The organism is Nonomuraea sp. NPDC003214 (genome assembly GCF_053590035.1).
Window position 1 is genome coordinate 40,305 of the sequence record NZ_JBSFSX010000009.1, and the last position, 18,830, is coordinate 59,134.

Annotated in this window: 16 protein-coding genes; 11 read left to right on the forward strand and 5 right to left on the reverse strand. The window is 72.2% G+C overall.

Annotated elements, in window-relative coordinates:
• Positions 1-11 precede the first annotated feature (11 nt).
• From ACWDXC_RS28110 to ACWDXC_RS28130, 5 genes are read left to right on the forward strand one after another with little or no spacing between them, the layout of a single operon-like run.
• Positions 12-1,262 (forward strand): ABC transporter substrate-binding protein, encoded by a 1,251-nt coding sequence (locus ACWDXC_RS28110; RefSeq protein WP_449986661.1) that lies wholly within the window; start codon positions 12-14, stop codon positions 1,260-1,262.
• On the forward strand, positions 1,259-2,101 hold the full coding sequence (locus ACWDXC_RS28115; protein ID WP_308125629.1) for a carbohydrate ABC transporter permease: 843 nt from the start codon (positions 1,259-1,261) through the stop codon (positions 2,099-2,101). Before ACWDXC_RS28110 ends, ACWDXC_RS28115 begins: the two co-directional genes overlap by 4 nt.
• Positions 2,098-2,907 carry a carbohydrate ABC transporter permease gene (locus ACWDXC_RS28120; RefSeq protein ID WP_364171158.1) on the forward strand — a complete coding sequence of 270 codons (810 nt, stop codon included), beginning with the start codon at positions 2,098-2,100 and terminating at the stop codon, positions 2,905-2,907. Before ACWDXC_RS28115 ends, ACWDXC_RS28120 begins: the two co-directional genes overlap by 4 nt.
• Entirely contained in the window at positions 2,907-5,912 is a 3,006-nt protein-coding gene (locus ACWDXC_RS28125) for a glycoside hydrolase family 38 N-terminal domain-containing protein (protein ID WP_449986664.1), read from the forward strand. Before ACWDXC_RS28120 ends, ACWDXC_RS28125 begins: the two co-directional genes overlap by 1 nt.
• Complete coding sequence (locus ACWDXC_RS28130; protein WP_219501322.1) at positions 5,909-7,141, forward strand: enolase C-terminal domain-like protein; 1,233 nt, start codon at positions 5,909-5,911, stop codon at positions 7,139-7,141. Before ACWDXC_RS28125 ends, ACWDXC_RS28130 begins: the two co-directional genes overlap by 4 nt.
• A gap of 16 nt (positions 7,142-7,157) precedes the next feature.
• Here ACWDXC_RS28130 and ACWDXC_RS28135 read toward each other — a convergent pair whose 3' ends face one another.
• From ACWDXC_RS28135 to ACWDXC_RS28155, 5 genes are all read right to left on the reverse strand, one after another.
• Positions 7,158-7,949: a hypothetical protein gene (locus ACWDXC_RS28135; RefSeq protein WP_449986666.1), complete on the reverse strand. Its 792-nt coding sequence runs from the start codon at positions 7,947-7,949 to the stop codon at positions 7,158-7,160.
• Between the two features lie 65 nt (positions 7,950-8,014).
• Positions 8,015-8,434: a peptidase inhibitor family I36 protein gene (locus ACWDXC_RS28140; protein WP_219501326.1), complete on the reverse strand. Its 420-nt coding sequence runs from the start codon at positions 8,432-8,434 to the stop codon at positions 8,015-8,017.
• A 110-nt stretch (positions 8,435-8,544) separates the two neighbouring features.
• A complete protein-coding gene (locus ACWDXC_RS28145) occupies positions 8,545-9,315 on the reverse strand; it encodes an SDR family NAD(P)-dependent oxidoreductase (RefSeq protein WP_449986669.1) in 771 nt (256 codons plus the stop codon).
• Positions 9,312-10,322, reverse strand: coding sequence for a DUF4432 family protein (locus ACWDXC_RS28150; RefSeq protein WP_449986671.1), 1,011 nt, complete (start codon positions 10,320-10,322; stop codon positions 9,312-9,314). The genes ACWDXC_RS28145 and ACWDXC_RS28150 overlap by 4 nt, the downstream gene beginning before the upstream one ends.
• The gene (locus ACWDXC_RS28155; RefSeq protein ID WP_375074450.1) at positions 10,322-11,497 is read right to left on the reverse strand and encodes a DUF4185 domain-containing protein; all 1,176 of its coding nucleotides are present in this window, start codon (positions 11,495-11,497) and stop codon (positions 10,322-10,324) included. The genes ACWDXC_RS28150 and ACWDXC_RS28155 overlap by 1 nt, the downstream gene beginning before the upstream one ends.
• 110 nt (positions 11,498-11,607) lie before the next feature.
• Here ACWDXC_RS28155 and ACWDXC_RS28160 point away from each other — a divergent pair, with 110 nt between their 5' ends.
• The 6 genes from ACWDXC_RS28160 to ACWDXC_RS28185 all read left to right on the forward strand — a co-directional run bounded on the left by ACWDXC_RS28160 (position 11,608) and on the right by ACWDXC_RS28185 (position 18,829).
• The gene (locus tag ACWDXC_RS28160; protein WP_449986672.1) at positions 11,608-12,171 is read left to right on the forward strand and encodes a hypothetical protein; all 564 of its coding nucleotides are present in this window, start codon (positions 11,608-11,610) and stop codon (positions 12,169-12,171) included.
• Positions 12,172-12,283: 112 nt separating this feature from the next.
• Complete coding sequence (locus tag ACWDXC_RS28165) at positions 12,284-13,609, forward strand: serine hydrolase domain-containing protein (RefSeq protein WP_449986674.1); 1,326 nt, start codon at positions 12,284-12,286, stop codon at positions 13,607-13,609.
• 61 nt (positions 13,610-13,670) lie between these two features.
• Positions 13,671-15,281 carry an ABC-F family ATP-binding cassette domain-containing protein gene (locus ACWDXC_RS28170; protein WP_449986676.1) on the forward strand — a complete coding sequence of 537 codons (1,611 nt, stop codon included), beginning with the start codon at positions 13,671-13,673 and terminating at the stop codon, positions 15,279-15,281.
• A 64-nt stretch (positions 15,282-15,345) separates the two neighbouring features.
• On the forward strand, positions 15,346-16,146 hold the full coding sequence (locus tag ACWDXC_RS28175; RefSeq protein ID WP_219501350.1) for a hypothetical protein: 801 nt from the start codon (positions 15,346-15,348) through the stop codon (positions 16,144-16,146).
• Between the two features lie 101 nt (positions 16,147-16,247).
• Positions 16,248-17,672, forward strand: a complete 1,425-nt coding sequence (locus tag ACWDXC_RS28180; RefSeq protein WP_449986678.1) for an RNA polymerase sigma factor — start codon at positions 16,248-16,250, stop codon at positions 17,670-17,672.
• Positions 17,673-17,731: 59 nt separating this feature from the next.
• On the forward strand, positions 17,732-18,829 hold the full coding sequence (locus tag ACWDXC_RS28185) for a C40 family peptidase (protein WP_357583088.1): 1,098 nt from the start codon (positions 17,732-17,734) through the stop codon (positions 18,827-18,829).
• Position 18,830 lies beyond the last annotated feature (1 nt).

Here is an 18,830-nt window from a genome sequence, read left to right on the forward strand (position 1 = left end):
AGGCCGGGAACATGGTCCGGTCACGAGTGGCCACGCTCGGCGTGGCGGCCGTCCTTCTCGCCGCCTGTGGCGGGAACGGCGCCGAGACGGCGCAGAAGAAGACAGAGCTCACCCTCTACAACGACAAGGGCGCGTGGAGCAAGTACTTCGAGGAGATGGGCGCTGCCTCCAAGCAGAGCATCGGCCTGTCCATGAAGCCCACCGGCTACACCGACTCCGCGCAGTATCAGGCGTTCATCAAGGCCTCGTTCCGCACGAACGTCAAGCCTGACCTCTTCACCTGGCAGACCGGGGGGATGCTGCAGGAGATCGTCAAGCAGAAGCAGGTGGCCGACACCACGGCCGTCTGGCAGGAGGCCATCAAGGCCGGCGACCTGTCGCAGGACCTGGCGCCCTATTACACGATCGACGGCAAGCAGTACTGCGTGCCGATGAACGTCGCGTACTGGGGCATGTTCTACAACAAGAAGATCTTCGACGAGCACGACCTGAAGCCCCCGGCCACCTGGGAGGACCTGGTCAAGATCGCCGAGACGCTGAAGCAGCACGACGTGAAGGCGTTCTACCACACCAGCGTGCTGTTCTCGTTCGTCTGGTTCGAGCAGATCATGGCCGGGATGGACCCCGACCTGTACGACCGGCTGTCCACGGGTCAGGCGAAGTACACCGATCCGGGCGTGGTCGCGGTGATGGAGAAGTGGAAAGAGCTCATCGACGCCGGATATTTCATGAATCCGGGCGATAAAACAGACCCCGGCGACGTGCTGAAGACCGGCAAGGCCGCGATGGTCTCGTTCGGCACCTGGTTCAACACCAGCATGACCCAGCGTGACATGAAAGCCGGCGCCGACTACGGCTTCTTCGTCATCCCCAACGTGAACCCGAGCCTGCCCAAGACTTCGATGATCTTCGAGAGCGGCCCGCTCTGCTCCCTCGCCAAGGCCGCCGACCCCGACGCGAGCATGAAGTACCTCAAGTGGTGGACCACCGCCGAAGCCCAGAAGAAGTGGGCCGGCATCCGCGGCGACGTGAGCGCCAACCCCAAGGTCACCATCGAGGACGAGGCGCTCGGCCAGGTCACCAAGGACGCGGGCAGCGGCGAGTACCGCCTGGTCAACCGCTACTTCGAGGCCACCCCGCCGCCCATCCTGACAGCCGCCCTGGACGGTTTCAGCAAGTTCGTCACCGAGCCCGGGACGTACATGGAGGTGCTGGAGACGATCCAGAAGGAGGCCGACGAGTACTGGAGCACGCATCAGTGACGCGCGCCCCGATCCTCGGCAGGTTCAGGCACGGGTACGTCGCCCCCGCCGCGCTGCTCGTCGCCGGGCTGCTCTACGCGCCGTTCGTGTGGACCGCGTACCTGAGCCTGACCCGGTACGACGGGCTGGCGCCGCCCGAGTGGGCGGGCCTGGCCAACTTCGCCAAGCTCTTCGACGACCCCGTGCTGCTGTCCTCGGCCGGCAACACGCTGATCTGGGTCGTCGGCACGATGGCGCTGCCCGTGGGCCTCGGCCTGCTGGTGGCGGTGCTGTCCTACGACATCAGGGGCGGCGCCTGGTACCGGGTGCCGTTCATGCTCCCGTACGCGCTCAGCGGCGCCGGGCTGGCCATGGTGTGGAGTCCGGTGCTGTCGCACGGCGGCGTCGCCAATCTGCTCCTCGGCGTCGACACCGCGTTCCTGCAGAAGGCGCCGCACAACACGATCGCGATGCTGCTCGTGTGGACGTGGCAGCAGCTCGGCGTCAACACGCTGCTGTTCGTGGTCGGGCTGCAGTCGATCCCGAAGGGGCCGATCGAGGCGGCCCGGCTCGACGGGGCGTCCGGCTGGCGGCTGTTCCGCCACGTCATCTGGCCGCTGATGCGCCCGCTCACCGCGGTCGTGGTGGGGCTGGCGCTGGTGGCGAGCCTGAAGACGTTCGACATCGTCTGGGTCCTGACGCAGGGCGGCCCGGGGCGCAACTCCGAGACGCTCGCCGTGACCATGTACAAGGAGACGTTCGTGGCCGGCGACTACGGTTACGGCTCCACGGTCGCGGTGGCGCTCACCGTGGTCGCGGGGCTGGCGTCCTACCTCTACCTGAAGAGGCAGGTGCGATGATCCGGCGCGCGGTTCTCGTCGTGCTCGGGCTGATCTGGCTCGGGCCCACCTACCTGCTCATCGTCAACGCCTCCAGACCGGCCGAGTCGTACGACCCGGCGCGGGCCTGGGCGCCGCCGGGCGACTTCGCGCTGCTGGACAACTTCGCCCGCGCGCTGGAGGGCGCCGACCTGGGCGCCAGCCTGGCCAGCACCGCTCTCTACAGCGTCGTGTCGCCCGCGCTCGGCGTGCTCATCGGCGCGCTGGCCGGCTACACGATCGTGGTGCTGCGGCTGCGGCACGGCTTCTGGTGGTTCCTGCTGCTGTTCGGCGGCACCGTCTTCCCGTCGCAGATGCTGCTCGTGCCGCTGTTCGTCGGCTACAGCGACGCCGGGCTGTACGACAGCCGCCTCGGCATGATCCTGATCTACACGGCGATCAACGTGCCGCTGGCCGCGTTCGTGCTGCGCAACTTCTACAGCGGGGTGGCGTTCTCGATCTTCGAGGCGGCCCGCATGGACGGGGCCTCCACCTGGCGCGTCTTCTGGCGGATCTACCTGCCGCTGGCCACCAGCGCGCTGGCCGCCGTGTTCATCCTGGAGTTCACCTTCATCTGGAACGACCTGATCTTCGGCCTGACGCTGACGCAGACGGCCGAGGTGCGGCCCGTCATGACCGCGCTCGCCGGCCTGATGACCGACGTGTACGCCGGGACGCCCGTCCCGGTCGGCCTGGCGGCGGGCCTGGTCGTGTCGCTGCCCACGGTCGTGCTGTTCCTCGCCACCCAGCGCCTCTTCGCACGGGGCCTGTCTCTAGGGAGTGTTTGATGACGAGCCGGTTGCTGCAGCGCAGCCTCGGATCCCCGGACTACGACGGGATCAGGCAGGCGCTGCGCGACGACACCTCGACGCCGGTGATCAGCGTGCGCGGGCTGGAGGTGCGGGTGGCGGTGCTGCCGCTGTTCACCCACGACGGCCGGCAGGCGGTGCGGGTGTCGAGCACGCGGGCGCTCACGCACGTGCTGGTGGGCGTCGACAGCGCCTCGGGGACCGACGTGACGCTGCTGGTGCCGGAGGTGAGCGCGCCGCGCGCGCTGACGCTGGAGTGCCGCGACGACGCCGGCGTGGTCGGCACCGCGCAGATCACGGTCGGGCCGCAGCGCAAGTGGAACGTGTTCGTCGTGCACCACTCGCACCTGGACATCGGCTACACCGACCCGCAGGGCACGGTGCTGCGCCACCACCTGGACTACCTGGACGCGGCCGTCCGGCTGGGCGAGGAGACCGCCTCCTGGCCCGACGACGCGAAGTTCCGCTGGTCGGTCGAGTCGTCCATGCCCGCGCTGAAGTGGCTGGAGGCCCGGCCCGCCGAGCAGGTCGAGAAGTTCGCCGCGCTGGCCCGCGCCGGGATCATCGAGGTCACGGCGCTGCCGTTCCAGCTCCACACCGAGGCGTGCTCGACCGAGGAGCTCTACCGGCAGCTCCGCTTCACCGGCGAGCTGCGGCAGGCGTACGGCATCCCGGCCCGCTCGGCCATGCACACCGACGTGCCGGGCGCGGTCGTCGGGCTGATCGACGCGCTGAACGCGGCCGGCGTGCGCTACCTGGCCGCCGCGCACAACTGGGCCGGGCGCTCGGTGCCGTACCTGCACGGCGGCGACAAGCTGACCAGGCCGTTCCGGTGGCGGGCGCCGAGCGGGAACGAACTGCTCGTGTGGTTCACCGACACGCCCCACGGCATGGCGTACATGGAGGGCAACACGGTCGGGCTGACCGACTCCTACGAGCTGGCCGACGACCTGCTGCCGCGCTACCTGGCCGCGCTCGCCTCGCGCGGCTACCCGTACGGGCCGGGCACGTTCGGGTGGCAGGGGCCGGACGCGCCGCGCGAGCCGTACGAGCTGGACGTGCTGCACCTGCGGGTGCAGGGCGCGCACGCGGACAACGCCGGGCCGTCGATCGTGCCGGCGTCGATCGCGCGGCGCTGGAACGAGCAATGGGCCTGGCCGCGGCTGCGCTCGGCGGTCAACAGCGACTTCTTCGATCACGTGGCCGAGCGCTACCACGACCGGCTGGCCGTGCACGAGGGCGACTGGACCGACTGGTGGGCCGACGGGCTCGGGTCGGGGGCGCGCCCGCTCGGGTACGTGCGGCGGGCGCAGTCGGCGTTGCGGACGGCCGAGACGCTGCACACGCTGGCCGGGGTCGACGCGGGGGAGCGGATCGGGCTCGCCTACGACAAGGTGGCGCTGTTCAACGAGCACACCTGGGGCGCGGCCAACCCGTGGGAGGACGCCGAGGAGGCGGGCGACTCGGGCGGGCTGCAGTGGACGCGCAAGTCGTCGGGCGCCTACGACGCGCAGGACGACGCGGCGGACCTGCTCCAGGCGGGCGTGCGCAGGTTCGCGGCGGCGCTGTCGGCCGAGGGCTCGGGCGGCGAGGCGCTGGCGGCGTTCGCGGTGTTCAACCCGGGGACGGCGACGCGGACGGACGTGGTGCGGACGTTCCTGCCCAGGGACGTGGTGCCGGTGGACGTGCCGATCGCGCTGGTGGACGCGCGCACCGGGGAGACGGTGCCGCACCACGAGGAGTACGTCGATCCGGCGGACTGGCCGACGCGGCCGATCGGGCGGCACATCCACGCCGTCGTGCCGGATATTACGGGATTCGGGTACGTGCGACTCGACGTCGTTCGCGGCGAGCGGCAGGCCCCCGAGCCCGTCGCCCTCGACCCCGGCGGCGTCATCGAGAACGAGTTCTACCGGGTCGCCTACGACGTCCGCGAAGGCTACATCGGCTCGGTGTTCGACAAGGTCGCCGGCCGCGAGCTGGTCAACCAGGACGCCGCCGCCGGATTCGGCCAGTACGTCTACGACCGCTACGCCACCGCCCCGCACTTCAACCACCTGTCCGGGCACGTCGGCGCACACGACCGAACCCTGCTCGGCGACCGCGCCATCGCGGGCAACGCCACGATCGTCAAGGCAGAGCGCACCGCCGTCGGCGAGAAGCTCGTCGTCGAGCTGCGCGGCAAGGGCGTCGACTGGCTGCGCACCACCGTCGAGCTGCACCACGGCGTCGCCCGCCTCGACCTGACCTACCAGCTCGCCAAGCAGGGCACCCCGGCCAAGGAGGCGGTGTTCCTGGCCTTCCCGCTGGCCGCCGGGCAGCCCACGGCCTGGGAGCTGACCGGCGGCGTCGGCGGGCCCGACGTGCCGCGCGTGCCCGGCTCGGCCGAGTACATGCTGCCGATCCGGCACTGGATCGCCTTCGAGGACCCGGAGCTGACCGTCGCCTGGGCCACCCTGGAAGCGCCGCTGGTGCAGCTCGGCACCATCCACATGCCGTACGCGCCGTTCCCCCCGACGCTCGACCAGGAGGACGGCACGGTCTACTCGTGGGCGCTCAACAACATCTGGGACACCAACTTCCCGGCGCAGCAGCAGGGCGAGACCACGTTCCGCTACGCCGTCAGGTCCGAGGCGGGCGCCCCGGGCAGGCGGCTCGGCGCGCTGGCCGCCGCCGGGCTGACCGACCCGTTCGTGGGCGCGCTGCTCACCGGGCCTGCCGGCGAGGCGGCCAGGACGTACGTGTCGGCCGACCACCCGGACGTGCTGGTGACCTCGCTGGGCAGGGACGGGGAGTCCACGCTGGTACGGCTGCAGTCGCTGGCCCCCGAGCCCGTCGAGGTGACGGTCACCCTGCCGGGCCTGCGCCGCGCGAGCGTGAGCGCTGGCCTGGGTCACGACGTGCGGCCTGCCGACGTGGACGGGGAATCGGTCAAGGTACGGCTCCCGGCCTGCGGGGTCGCCGTCGTCTGGGGGGACCTGTGAAGATCGTTGACATCCGGGCCACGACGGTCGCCGTGCCCCTGGAGGCGCCGCTACGGCACAGCAACGGCGCGCACTGGGGCCGGTTCGTCCGCACGATCGTCGAGGTCGAGGCCGACAACGGGCTCGTCGGCCTGGGCGAGATGGGCGGCGGCGGCGAGAGCGCCGAGGCGGCGTTCCGCGCGCTCGTGCCCTACCTGAAGGACCACGACCCCTTCCAGCTCGAAGCGCTCCGCTTCAAGATCGCGAACCCGACGGCCTCGCTCTACAACAACCGGACGCAGCTCCTGGCCGCCGTCGAGTTCGCCTGCCTCGACCTGATCGGGCAGCACCTCGGCGTGCCGGTGTGCGACCTGCTGGGCGGCCGGGTGCGTGACGCCGTCCCGTTCGCCTCCTACCTGTTCTACCGCTACGCCGCCGACGGCTACGCCGAGGTGCGCACGCCGGACCAGCTTGTCGAGCAGACCCGCGCGCTCAAGGCGGCCCACGGGTTCACCGTCCACAAGCTCAAGGGCGGCGTGTTCCCGCCGGACTACGAGCTGGAGTGCTACCGGGCGCTGGCCGAGGCGTTCCCCGGCGACCGGTTCCGCTACGACCCGAACGCGGTGCTGTCGATGGCCGAGGCCGTCCGGTTCGGCCGGGCCATCGAGCACCTGGACAACGACTACCTGGAGGACCCGGTCTTCGGGCTGGAAGGGCTGCGGCTGGTCCGCGAGCAGGTCAGGGTGCCGATCGCGACCAACACCGTGGTGGTCAACTTCGAGCAGCTCGCCGCGAACGTGCTGCGCCGGGGCGCCGACGTGGTGCTGCTGGACACCACGTTCTGGGGCGGCATCAGGCCGTGCGTCAAGGCGGCGGGGGTGTGCGAGACGTTCCAGGTGGACGTGGCCGTGCACTCCTCCGGCGAGCTGGGCATCCAGCTCGCGACCATGCTGCACCTCGGCGCGGTGCTGCCCAACCTGACGTACGCGGCCGACGCCCACTACCACCAGCTCCGGGACGACGTGATCGAGGGCGGCCGGATGGCGTACGCGGAGGGTGCCATCGCGGTGCCGCAGGGCCCCGGGCTGGGCGTGCGGCTGGACCGGGAGCGGGTGGCCCGCTACGCCGAGCTCTACCGGGAGACCGGCGGCTACCCGTACGACCGCGACCCGGGCCGGCCCGGCTGGTTCGCCCGGGTGCCGAACGAGCGCTTCGCCGACCCCTCCGTGTCGGTCGAGGTCGCCGTCTGACGGTCGAGCGGGGCGGTCACTTGAGCAGGGCGGTCGCCCGGTCGAGCCGCCGGCCCAGGTTGTCGCGGAAGGCGGCGAAGCGGCGGTCGTTGTCGCGCACGACGGCCCGCTGCAGGTCGGCGTCGGCCGCGTACCAGGCGGCGACCAGGCCGGAGGACCACTTGCAGGCCACGTCCGCGCTCGCGGTCTGCTTCTCCTCGTCGCTGACCTCGGGTTTCTCCAGGTTCCAGCGCCGGTCGGCGATGGCGGCCTCCGGCGACGGGTAGGGGTGGCCGGCCCGTTCCATGCACGCCTTCCAGCGGTCGACGGCCTGCGACACGGCGGGCTCCCTGGCGGCCTGCTCCAGCGTGAGCGAGTCCTGGAGGGCCAGCCATGACCAGTCGGCCTTGGGGGTGCCGCGGCTGAGCTGGGCGTCGGCCCGGTCGAGGCAGCCCTGGCGGCCGTTGAGCTGCCTGCGCGCGGCCTTGGTCAGCTTGGCCGTCCACGGCTTGGCGGGCGAGCCGCCGGCCAGGTGGTAGCCGTGCTCGGCGGCCTGGCGCGGGTCGGCGACGCCGTAGCGGCGGGTGTTGCCGGGGTCGGCCGCCGCGATGGCCTCCTCGTCCTCGGCGGGCGGGTTCACGGTGACGCCGTGGCGGCGCATGCACCGGACGACCAGCAGGTTGTGCGCGTTGGCCAGGACCGCCCGCTGGCCCGGGGTGGGCTTGTAGGCGTCGAACGGCAGCACCAGGTCGGCCACCGAGGTGACGCCGGGCGGCGGCTCCGGGGTGGCGCAGCCGGTCAGGAGGAGGGCGGCGAGGAGTAGGGGCACGCGGCGCCCGGTTTCCGGAAAAATCCGGAAACCGGCGCTGCTTCGGCTCAGTGACACCGGAAAGCTCAGCGGCACCAGATGTCGACCGAGCTGGCGCGGTTGTTGCCGACCGCGTTGTTGGCCAGGAAGCCGTCGTTGGAGTTGTGCAGGAACGTGCTGTGCGCACCCGTGTAGTACGCGTGCTGCCACAGGGTCACCGGGCAGCCGACGCGGTTGCGGACCGAGCTGGTCTCGTTGTCCATGCTGTGCCAGGAGTTGCTGTAGTCCCAGGTCAGCCAGTTGTTGTCGGCGAAGTTGGCGTCGTCGTGGACGAAGTCGCGCCAGTGGTCGACCTGCCCGCGGTTGTAGTCGAAGCCCGCGTACAGGCAGAGCCTGCCGCCGTAGCAGGTGGAGCGGGGGCTCGCCGAGGCGGTGGCCGCGGGGGCGACGACGGTGAGCAGAGCCGCGGCGGCGACGGCGCCGGCGAAACGCTTGGACAGCCTCACAGGGGTCTCCTTGATCGGGGTGAGTCCTTCGGAACACCCGTAACCTAGCGTGAGGCTTCGCGTGCGCTGTGTTATCAACGCGTGTCCGAGGGTAAAAGTGAGCGGCGCCGCTATTCCGGCAGCGCGGCCGGGTTCCTGGCCAGCAGCCCGCCGTCCACCCGGTGCTCCGCGCCGGTGATGAACGACGAACGCGGCCCGGCCAGGAACGCCACCAGCTCGGCGACCTCCTCGGCCCTGGCCACCCGGCCGAGCGGGTGCGCCCGGCCCCACTCGGCGACCTGCTCCTCCTGCGACAGGCCGCCGCGCCACAGGTCGGCCGCCCACCGCAGCATCGGCGTGTCGACCGACCCCGGGCAGACCACGTTGACGCGGATGCCGTCGGCGGCGTGGTCGAGCGCCATCGCCCTGGTCAGCCCGTTGAGCGCCGACTTGCTCGCGGTGTAGGCGGCCACCTGCGCCTGCGAGGCGAACGCCTGCACCGACGACATCACCACGATCGACCCGCCGCCGCGCGCCTTCAGCCGGGGCACGGCCGCCTTGCAGGTCAGGAAGACGCCCTTGAGGTTGACGTCCATCACCTCGTCCCAGACGTCCTCCGGCGTGTCGACCACCGTGCCGTAACGCTGCACGCCCGCGCACGTCACCACGACGTCCAGGCCGCCGTGCCTGGCCACGGCCAGGTCCACCAGGTCGCGCATGTCGCCCGCCCGCCGCACGTCGGCGACCACGCCCGTGACCTGCTCGCTCTCGAACGCCGACTCCGGGTCGGCCCCGCAGAACACCACCGACGCGCCGCCGTCGGCCAGCCGGTCCACGACCGCCCGCCCGATGCCCGTCGAACCGCCGGTGACCAGCGCCACCTTCCCGTCGAACTCCCTCACGCAAGCACCTCCGCGCGCCACTTCAGCGTCTTGGTCTCGTACGGCTCCAGGACGAGGGCGGTGCCGTTGGCCACGGCCGCCGCCAGCCCGTCGGTCGGCAGGCCGGCGAACGGCTCCAGGCCCAGCACGCAGGCCCGGCCCCACCAGGGGTAGTCCGCGCTCGCGCCGAGCTCCTGCCACATCCACAGACACGGCAGCAGCGTGGCGTCCCATGAGACCCGGATGCCGGGCCCGGCCCCGAGCTCGTACCATCCGTCGTCGCCGAACCCGGTCAGGTAGACGATGTCGCTCGGCCCGCCCCGGGCGGGCACGACGCTCAGGTCGGTGGTGCCGCCGCCGTCGGCGGGGACCACCGGCCACTCCCACGGCCCGCCCGCGCGCACCCGCCGCCCGAGCGGGTTGATCGGCGTGTCGTGCGGGATCACGCGCACCCCCTCCGGCAGCCGGATGCGGGCGCCCGCCCTGAGGAACGGCGCCCCGTACACGAGGTGCTGTCCCCACATCGCGTGCAGCGCCACGCCGGACTCGTTCGCCGCCCGCCCCTCGACCTCCAGCGCGGCCCTGCCCGGCCGCAGCCGCATCGTCCGCTCCATCCGGTACGGCAGCCGCCTGGTGCGCACGGTCAGGCGGATCGCGACCTCCTGCTCGGAGTCGGCCACGACCTCGCAGCGCCACGGCAGGCCCGAGACCTCGCCGTGCTGGGCCAGCCGGGCGCCCCGGTACGTGCTGGGCGCGCCGCCGTTGGGGAACGCCTCCTGCCAGCCGCCCTCGTAGTGGTCGGCGAACGGGGCCACGTCGTCGGCGGCGCCCTGGAGGTGCCCGCGCGGGTCGCGCAGGCCCTGCGGCGACAGCCAGACGAAGTCGGTGTCGGTCGGCTTGTGCAGGAACTCGACCACGTCGCCGCCCTTGCCGGGCAGCACGGTCACGCGCAGCAGCTCGTTCTCCAGCGTGACGCAGTCGATGCCGTCGAGCGTGCCCTGGCGCAGCCGCGCCGCCCAGTTGCGCATCAGCCGAACTTCACGTTGAGGAAGCGCGGCCGGTAGATGGACACGTCGCGGTAGTGGTCGGTGTTGACGAAGCTGTTGACGTTGTAGGAGACCACCAGGCCGTCTCCCTCGATGGCGGGGTGGGCGTGGGCGTTGTAGGTGAAGATGTTGCCGTTCGTCTCGGGGGTCGTGTAGACGACCTGCTTGCCGGTGAACGGGCCGGTCGGGGAGCAGGACGCGTACGCGACGATCTTGGCGCTGAGCGCCTCGGTCGTGTCATGAGTTATCAGGACATAGCCGTTGCCGACCTTGCTGACGCTGTACTCGTTCGCCACGCCCGCCATCAGCCTGGCCGAGTCCGCCTCGTCCCTCGACCAGGAGCCGCCGGCCGTGCGGAACTCCCACTCGCCGAGCAGGCTCTGCCCCTTCACCCTGGCCAGGTGCATGTACTTGGCGCCGCCCAGGTCCTCCACGCCGTAGACGTAGGTGTGGCCGCCGTCCTTCAGGATCGCCGAGGCCCACGCCACGCCGTGCCCGGACGGCAGGTCGTGCACGCTGACCGGGCGCTCCAACCGGCCCTGCGGGAAGCGCGCCACCACGTTGCGGTGCCAGCGCCAGTCCCACGCGCCGGGGCCGAAGCGCTCGTACTCCTGGTAGGTGACCTCCAGCAGGCCGCCCGCGAGCGTCGCGTCACCGGCCCAGAACCAGTGGTCGCCGTCGCGGGGCTTCATCACGGCGGTGGGCGCGGCCGCCGTGCCGTCGTGGATGGTGCGCAGCCTGCCGTCGCGCTCGACGGCGAAGGAGTTGTTGAGGAAGACCGTCGTGCCGCCCTCCTCCACGACCGGCGGGCGGCTGCCGTCGGGGTTGACCCGGCCCAGGAACGTGTCGGAGAACACCCACACCTCCCGGCCGTTCGGCAGTCGCACCGAGTAGGTGCCGTCGGCGCCGGTCCAGTCGTCCAGGCGGCTGTTGTCGTTGCCGTAGTTGGTGAACAGGCTGGTCAGCCGCTGGTCGATCGTCGTCCCCCGGAACGCGGGGGCGCACGGGGAGGGCGTGGCCGGCTGCTCGGGGACGGCGGCGGCCGTCGACGGCACCGGCTTCGGCGGCGCCGCCACGGCCTGCTGCGGCGCGACCGCCAGGGCCGTCACGGCGACGAGGGACAGGAGGGCAGATCTGGCTGAACGCAGTCGCGCCATCGCACACGTCCTTGGGGGGTGGGGGCTCCCGTACAGTTCTAGTGATTAGATCACTTGTTGTCTAGGCCCGGCTAGGCTCCTGGCAGATCCCCGACCGCGCCGGAGCCGCGATGTCCCGCACCACCGCCGTCCTCCGCAGTGCCGCCGTGCTCGCCGCCGCCGTCCCTACCCTGCTGGGCAGCCTGAAGCCGCTGCCGGAGTCGTTCGGCTGGTTCGCCTACGCGCCCCTCACCCCGGCGGTCACCGGCGAGCAGGTGCGCCCCTGGCTCGCTCCGGCACTGCCGCTGGCGCTCGCGCTGCTCGCCCTCTGGGCGCCCCGGCTGCTGCGCCCCGCCGGCGTCGTCCTGGTCGTCGCGGCCCTCGCCGCCAGGGTGGGCCTTCCGCGCGGGCCCTTCGAGGACGACGCCGTCCACTGGGCGTCGGCGGGTGCGCTCGCGCTCGCGGCGCTGCTGCTCCTGGCCGCCCGGGGCGCGCCGCCTGACCGCCAGGCCGTCCTGCCCGCGCTCGCGTGGACGGGCGCGCTGCTGGTCCTGCTGGTCCGGCCGGTGGCCGCCGGGACGACACCGCTGGGGCTGCAGACGCTCCTGGCCGCCGAGGCCACGCCGCTGGTCGTGGTCGCCTGGCTGGCCACGGTGGCGGTTCCCCGTAAGGAAGACGGCGGGGTTCCGCAATAGTCGCGGGGCAGGGGGCGTACCAAGCTTTCTGTACGTGTCAGTAAATTTCGTCATCGCGCTCTGTCTCGCCCTTTCGCCCGTGTCGGCGCCCGGCCAGGTCACACCCGCGGCCGTGGACACGTTCGTGACGCGCTACCAGGAGGCGACGGGGCTGCCCGGCGTCGCCGTCGCCGTCACCAGGGGCGAGCGGGTCGTGCACGCCGCCGGGTACGGCCGGACCGCGGCCGGTGAGCCGGTCACGGCCGACACCCCGATGGCCGTCGCGTCGGTCAGCAAGTCGTTCACCTCGCTGGCCGTGATGCAGCTCGTCGAACAGGGCCTGGTCGAGCTCGACAGGCCGGTGCGCGGCTATCTGCCCGAGTTCGCGATGGCGGACCCCAGGGCGGCGCAGATCACCGTCAGGCAGTTGCTCGACCAGACGTCGGGCATGGCCGACTCGGCCTTCCGGGAGAAGAGCCTGCCGCAACCCGGCACGCTGCAGGGCGCCGTGGCGCGGCTCAGGACGGCCCGCCTCGCCGCCGAGCCGGGCACGCGCTACAGCTACCACAACACCAACTACCAGGTCGCCGCCCGGCTCGTCGAGGTGGTCAGCGGGCGGCCGTTCGCCGGCTACCTGCGCGAGCGGGTGTTCGAGCCGCTCGGCATGCGCGACAGCACGACCATCGACACCGACCGCGACCTGCCCGGCAGCGCCCGCGGCCACCTGATGGTCCTCGGCCGGGCGGTCCCGGCGCCCGAGCCGGCCGGGTTCGGCAACGGCTCGGGCGGCGTCCTCAGCACCGCCGCCGACATGGCCCGCTGGCTGATCGCGCAGCAGGGCGGCATCCTGTCGCCCGGGAGCGTCAAGGAGATGCGCACCCCCTCCCGCCTGAACGACTCGTACGCGCTCGGCTGGACGCTCGGCCGGACCGGGCGCGGCACGCCCGTCATCGAGCACGGCGGCGACCTGTTCACCTCGACGGCCTACCAGCTCCTCATGCCCGGCTCCGGCTACGGCGTCGCGGTCATGGCCAACACCGGCATGGCCTTCGGCGACGCCCGCGCGCTCCTGGACGGGCTCGTCGCCCTCGTCGAGGGAGGCACGCCCGAGGTCCCCCCGATGCCGCCGACCCTGGTCACGGACGCGCTCTTCCTGCTGGCCGGCGTGGGGGCCGTGGCCCTGACGGCGCGGGGCGTGGCGCGCTCCCGCCGCTGGGCGGCGCGGCGCAGGGGACGGCAGCGGTGGCGGCTGCTGCCCTACCTGGCGCCGATCGCGCTGTGCGCGGCGCTGGCCCCGATCTTCCGGGTGCTGGCCCGGGGCGCCGACATCATGTGGATCCAGGTGGCCTACCTCTATCCGACGTTCACGCTCTGCCTGGTGATCACCGCAATCGGCTGCGCGGTGGTCGTGGCCGCCCGGCTGGTCAGCGCGGTACGGCTCCGGGGGACGGGGAAATAGGGATGACCGGTGCTGAAACCGGCGTGTAACCTGCGCGGGGATCCGTAGGAGGGGAAATGCCATGGGACACGTCGAGGTCGGCCACCTGACGTATGTGCTGCCCGACGGGCGGCCGCTGCTCAACGACGTGTCCTTCCGGATCGGCGAGGGGGTCAAGGCCGCGCTCGTCGGGCCCAACGGGGCGGGCAAGACCACGCTCATGCGCCTGGTCGCGGGGGACCTGCAGCCGGTCGAGGGGAGCGTCGCCAGCTCCGGCGGGCTCGGGGTGATGCGGCAGTTCGTGGGCAGCGTGCGCGACGGCAGCACGGTGCACGACCTGCTGCTGAGCGTGGCCCCGCCGGCGGTGCGGGAGGCGGCGGCGCGGCTGGAGAAGGCCGAGCTGGTCATGATGGAGCGCGACGACGAGAAGGCGCAGCTCCGTTACGCCCAGGCGATCAGCGACTACACCGACGCCGGTGGTTACGAGATCGAGGTGCTCTGGGACACGTGCACGGTGGCCGCGCTCGGCGCGCCGTACGACAACGTGAAATATCGCGACGTGTCCACCCTGTCCGGCGGCGAGCAGAAGCGGCTCGTCCTGGAGGCGCTGCTGCGCGGCCCCGACCAGACGCTGCTGCTCGACGAGCCCGACAACTACCTCGACGTGCCGGGCAAGGAGTGGCTGGAGGCCCAGCTCCGCGAGACGCCCAAGACCGTGCTGCTGGTCAGCCACGACCGGCAGCTGCTCGCCAACGCGGCCGACCGGATCGTCACCGTCGAGTCGGGCAACATCTGGATCCACGGCGGCGGCTTCGGCACCTACGCCGAGGCCCGCAGGGCCCGCAACGAGCGCCTCGACGAGCTGCGCCGCCGCTGGGACGAGGAGCACGCCAAGCTCAAGGCCCTGGTCAACATGCTGAAGAACAAGGCGCGCTACAACGACGGCATGGCCGCCCCCTACCACGCGGCCCAGACGCGGCTGCGCAGGTTCGAGGAGGCGGGGCCGCCCGAGCAGGCGCCCAGCGACCAGAACATCAGCATGCGCCTGCGGGGCGGCCGCACCGGCAAGCGCGCGGTCATCTGCGAGCGGCTGGAGCTGACCGGCCTGATGCGGCCGTTCGACCTGGAGATCTGGTACGGCGAGCGGGTCGCGGTGCTCGGCTCCAACGGCTCGGGCAAGTCCCACTTCCTGCGCCTGATCGCCGGCGAGCCGGTCGCCCACACGGGCGTCGCCAGGCTGGGCGCCCGCGTGGTGCCCGGCCACTTCGCCCAGACGCACGCCAGGCCCGACCTGCTCGGCCGCACCCCGGTCGAGATCGTGATGACCGAGCACGCCAAGCTCAAGAACGAGGCCATGAAGGCGCTGGCCCGCTACGAGCTGGCCGGGCTGGTCGCCGAGCAGCGCTTCGACACGCTGTCCGGCGGCCAGCAGGCCCGGCTGCAGATCCTGCTGCTGGAGCTGTCCGGCGCCACGCTGCTGCTGCTGGACGAGCCGACCGACAACCTCGACCTGGCCAGCGCCGAGGCGCTGCAGGACGGCCTGAACGCCTTCGACGGCACGGTGCTGGCGGTCACCCACGACCGCTGGTTCGCCGCGGATTTCGACCGTTACCTGGTGTTCGGGTCCGACGGGGTGGTGTACGAGGCGCCGGAGCCGGTCTGGGATGAAAAGCGGGTCGTACGGGCGCGTTAAAGCTTTGGTACGGCAGGCGCGTGTCCCGGACCCGCCGTACCCATGAACGGGTTATCACGGCAAAGTGATCCCGCGTAGCCGAACCGTCAGCCTCCTCGCACTCGGGGCGATCTGCCTCACCGGGTGCTCGTCGGAGGAACGTCCGCAACAGCAGCTCAAGCCGCTCACGCTCAAGGAGCAGGCGTCGAACGTGGTCAAGTCCGCCGGCGGCTACACCGTCAACTGGGCGGGCGTGCTGACCAACCGCAACCCGTGGCACTTCGGCGAGCACGTGGTGGCCACGGTCGTCGGCAAGGACGCCGCCGGGCGCGAGGTGGTGCGGATGGACCAGCCCCTGGACGCGGTGCCGCCGGGCGGCTCGCTGGTGTTCACCGGCGAGGCCGGCGCGTCGGAGAAGCCGGTCAAGGTGAGCATCGACTACCGGCCGGCCCAGTGGCGGATGGCGGCCAGGATCGCCTCGGCGTTCCGGCCGTTCCCGGTGTCGCGGGTGCAGACGCTGCGCCAGAAGGACGGCTCGTACCTGATCACCGGGTACGTGTCGAACCCGTACCAGGTGCCGGCGGGCAGCCTGGTGGTGAACGCGCTGCTGCGGGACAAGGCGGGCAAGCTGCTCGGCGGCGGGAGCACGTTCGTGGACGACGTGAAGGCGGGCAGCCCGCCGCGCTTCATCCTGACGATCACCGGGCTCCCGCAGGGCAGCGCCGTGGGGCGGACCGAGGTGACGGCCCGCACGTGGGGCTCGACCGGCAGGCCGTACGAGGATCTGGCGCTCGGCGGGATCGTGCCGATGCACACGGTGAAGCCGACCACGGAGCCGTTCCAGATCGACCGGGGCAGCCAGGCGTTGAAAGCCCGGGTGCAATAACCCAATTAATGCGATAAATCGTAAAAGCGGCTGGCGACAACCTATGTTTATCCCGCGGAATCGGTAGAACTACAAGTTACCAATCCATTACCTTCGGTTACATGAGTGACCGTGACCTGGTCGAGGCCCTGCGCTCCGGTGACCCGGGCGCCGTGGCCGTCCTGTACGACACCTACGCCGAAGGCATCTACCGCTACTGCTGGACCCTTCTGCGCAATACCGACAGCGCCCAGGTCGCGCTCCGCGACGCCCTGATCGCCGCCGAGGCGCACGCCGCCGCGCTGTCCGACCCCGACCTGCTGCGGCCCTGGCTCTACGCGCTGGCCCGGGGCGAGTGCCTGCGCAGGCGCATGGCCGACCTGCCCGACGCCGGCGAGACGCTGGCCGAGGCGCCCGAGATCACCGACCCCGACGACGCCGACCTGCGGGTCGTGGCCTGGAACGCCGTCCAGAGCCTGCCCACGGCCGACCGCGAGACGCTGGAGCTGAACGCCCGGCACGGGCTGCCGATGCCGCACGTCGCCGCCGTCCTCGGCGTCACCGCCCGCCAGGCCGAGGCGGCCCACGAAGCCGCCCGCGACCGGCTGCGCGACGCCATCACCGTGGAGTTCCTGGCCAGGAAGGGCCCCTACGACTGCCCGCGCCGGGCCCGCATCCTCACCGGCTTCGCCGGCGAGCTGACCGCCGGCATGCGCGAGCAGCTCGTCGCCCACGTGGCCCGCTGCGAGACCTGCGCCCCGCACCGCAACCGCCAGGTGTCGGCCGCCAAGGTCTACGAGCTGCTGCCGCAGATCACGCTGCCCGACGTGCTCAGGGTCCGGGTGCTGAGCTGCTTCGTCGACCCCGAGCTGCACCTCTACCGGCGCTACGTGGCCAGGCGCTCGGAGGCGCTGGACGCCGCCGGGTTTCCCGTTGCCGTCGAGCGGGGGCCGCGCAAGTGGCCTCGGGCGCTGGCAGGCGCGCTGGCGGCGGTCGCGACCCTGGTGGCGATAGCGACGATCTTCGACTACTTCGGCAAGGAGGTCGGCGGGCTGCCCGGCGTCGCCTCCGTCGCGTTCCCGCCGCAGGGCGAGCCGCCCGGCCTCACCCTGCCCTGGTCCGACCGGCGGCAGGTGCCCGGCAGCGTGGAGGTCGACAGCACGGCCACCCGCCCGCTCGGCGTGACCCCCGCGACGGCCGGGCAGCAGACGCCCAGCCCGCAGCCGCCCGTCTTCACCCCGATCGGCGGCGACCCCGAGCCCGTGCCGAGCACCCCGCCGCCGACCGGCCCGGACCTCGGCGACCCCACGCTCGACCCGGTCCACCCCGTCGACCCGGTGACCCCGCCGCCCGGCAAGCCGCGCCCCTCCGGCAAGCCGCCGGTGATGCCGTCACCGCAGCCCGACCCCACCCCGGCGCCCACGCCGACGACGCCCACGCCGTCGCCCAAACCGACGGCGAAACCGACGGGCAAGCCGACGAGCACCGCCACGCCGCCCGCCACGGCGACCCCCACCGAGTCGGTATCACCCTCTGTAACGAGCTGAGAGTGTGGCATTCGTTACTGTTGGGAAGTGTGTGCATAGAGTGACCGCAGGGGGATTCTATGCACGTCAGAGCCGGATTCCTGGTCGCCACCCTGGTCGTCGCGCTGTGCCCGCCGGTTCACGCCGAACCGGGGCCGCGTGACGTCGCCAGAGCGCGGCAGGCCGTACGGGATCGTGCGAAGGAGCTCGGCACGGCAAGCGCCGAGCTGGCCGAGGCGCAGGGGCGGCTCGACCGGCTCGCGGCCGAGGCCGAGCGGCTGGTGGAGGCGTACAACGGGGAGGTCGTCCGGCTCCGCCAGGCCGAGCAGGCGCACCGGGAGGCCGCCGCGCGGCAGAGCGCCGCGACCACGGAGGTCGAGCGGGCCCGGCAGGCGGTGGCGATGCTCGCCGCCCAGAGCTATGGCGGGCTGCCACTGCCCGCCGAATACCTCGGCATGCTCAACGACCACGGCGACCACGACGGCTACCTGCACCGGGCCGGGCTGCTGCGGCAGCTCGGCGGCGAGCGCGGCCTGCTGCTCACCCGGCTGCGCGACGCCGAGGAGGTCGCCGAGATCCTGACCACGCACGCCGCGAGCGTGCACGCCGCCCAGCAGTACGCCGCCGAGGCGGCCGAACGCGCCAAGATCGCCGCCCGGGAGGCGGTCGCCCGGCAGCGGCGCGAGACCAAGGAGCTCAGGGCCAGGCGCGACGAGCTGCAACGGCTCGTAGACGCCGCCCGCACCCGCGCCGAACTGCTCGCCAGGCGGCGGCAGACCCGCATCGGGCACGTGCCGCTCTCCAGCGGCTCCTCGATGGGCGACGTGGCCGCCAACTGGGCGCTGACCCAGCTCGGCAAGCCCTACCTGTGGGCCGCCGACGGGCCCGCCAGCTACGACTGCTCCGGCCTGACCATGCGGGCCTGGGAGCGGGCCGGCGTGCGCCTCGACCACTGGACGGGCACCCAGTGGACGTCCGGGCCGCACGTGCCGCTCGACCAGCTGCGCCGCGGCGACCTGCTGTTCTTCGGCTACGACAAGAACGACCCGTCGACCATCCACCACGTGGGGATGTACGTCGCGCCGGGGCTCATGGTGCACGCCCCGCAGACCGGCGACGTCGTGCGGATCGCGTCGATGTGGCGAGGGGACCTGGTGGGCGCCACCAGGCCCCGCTGAA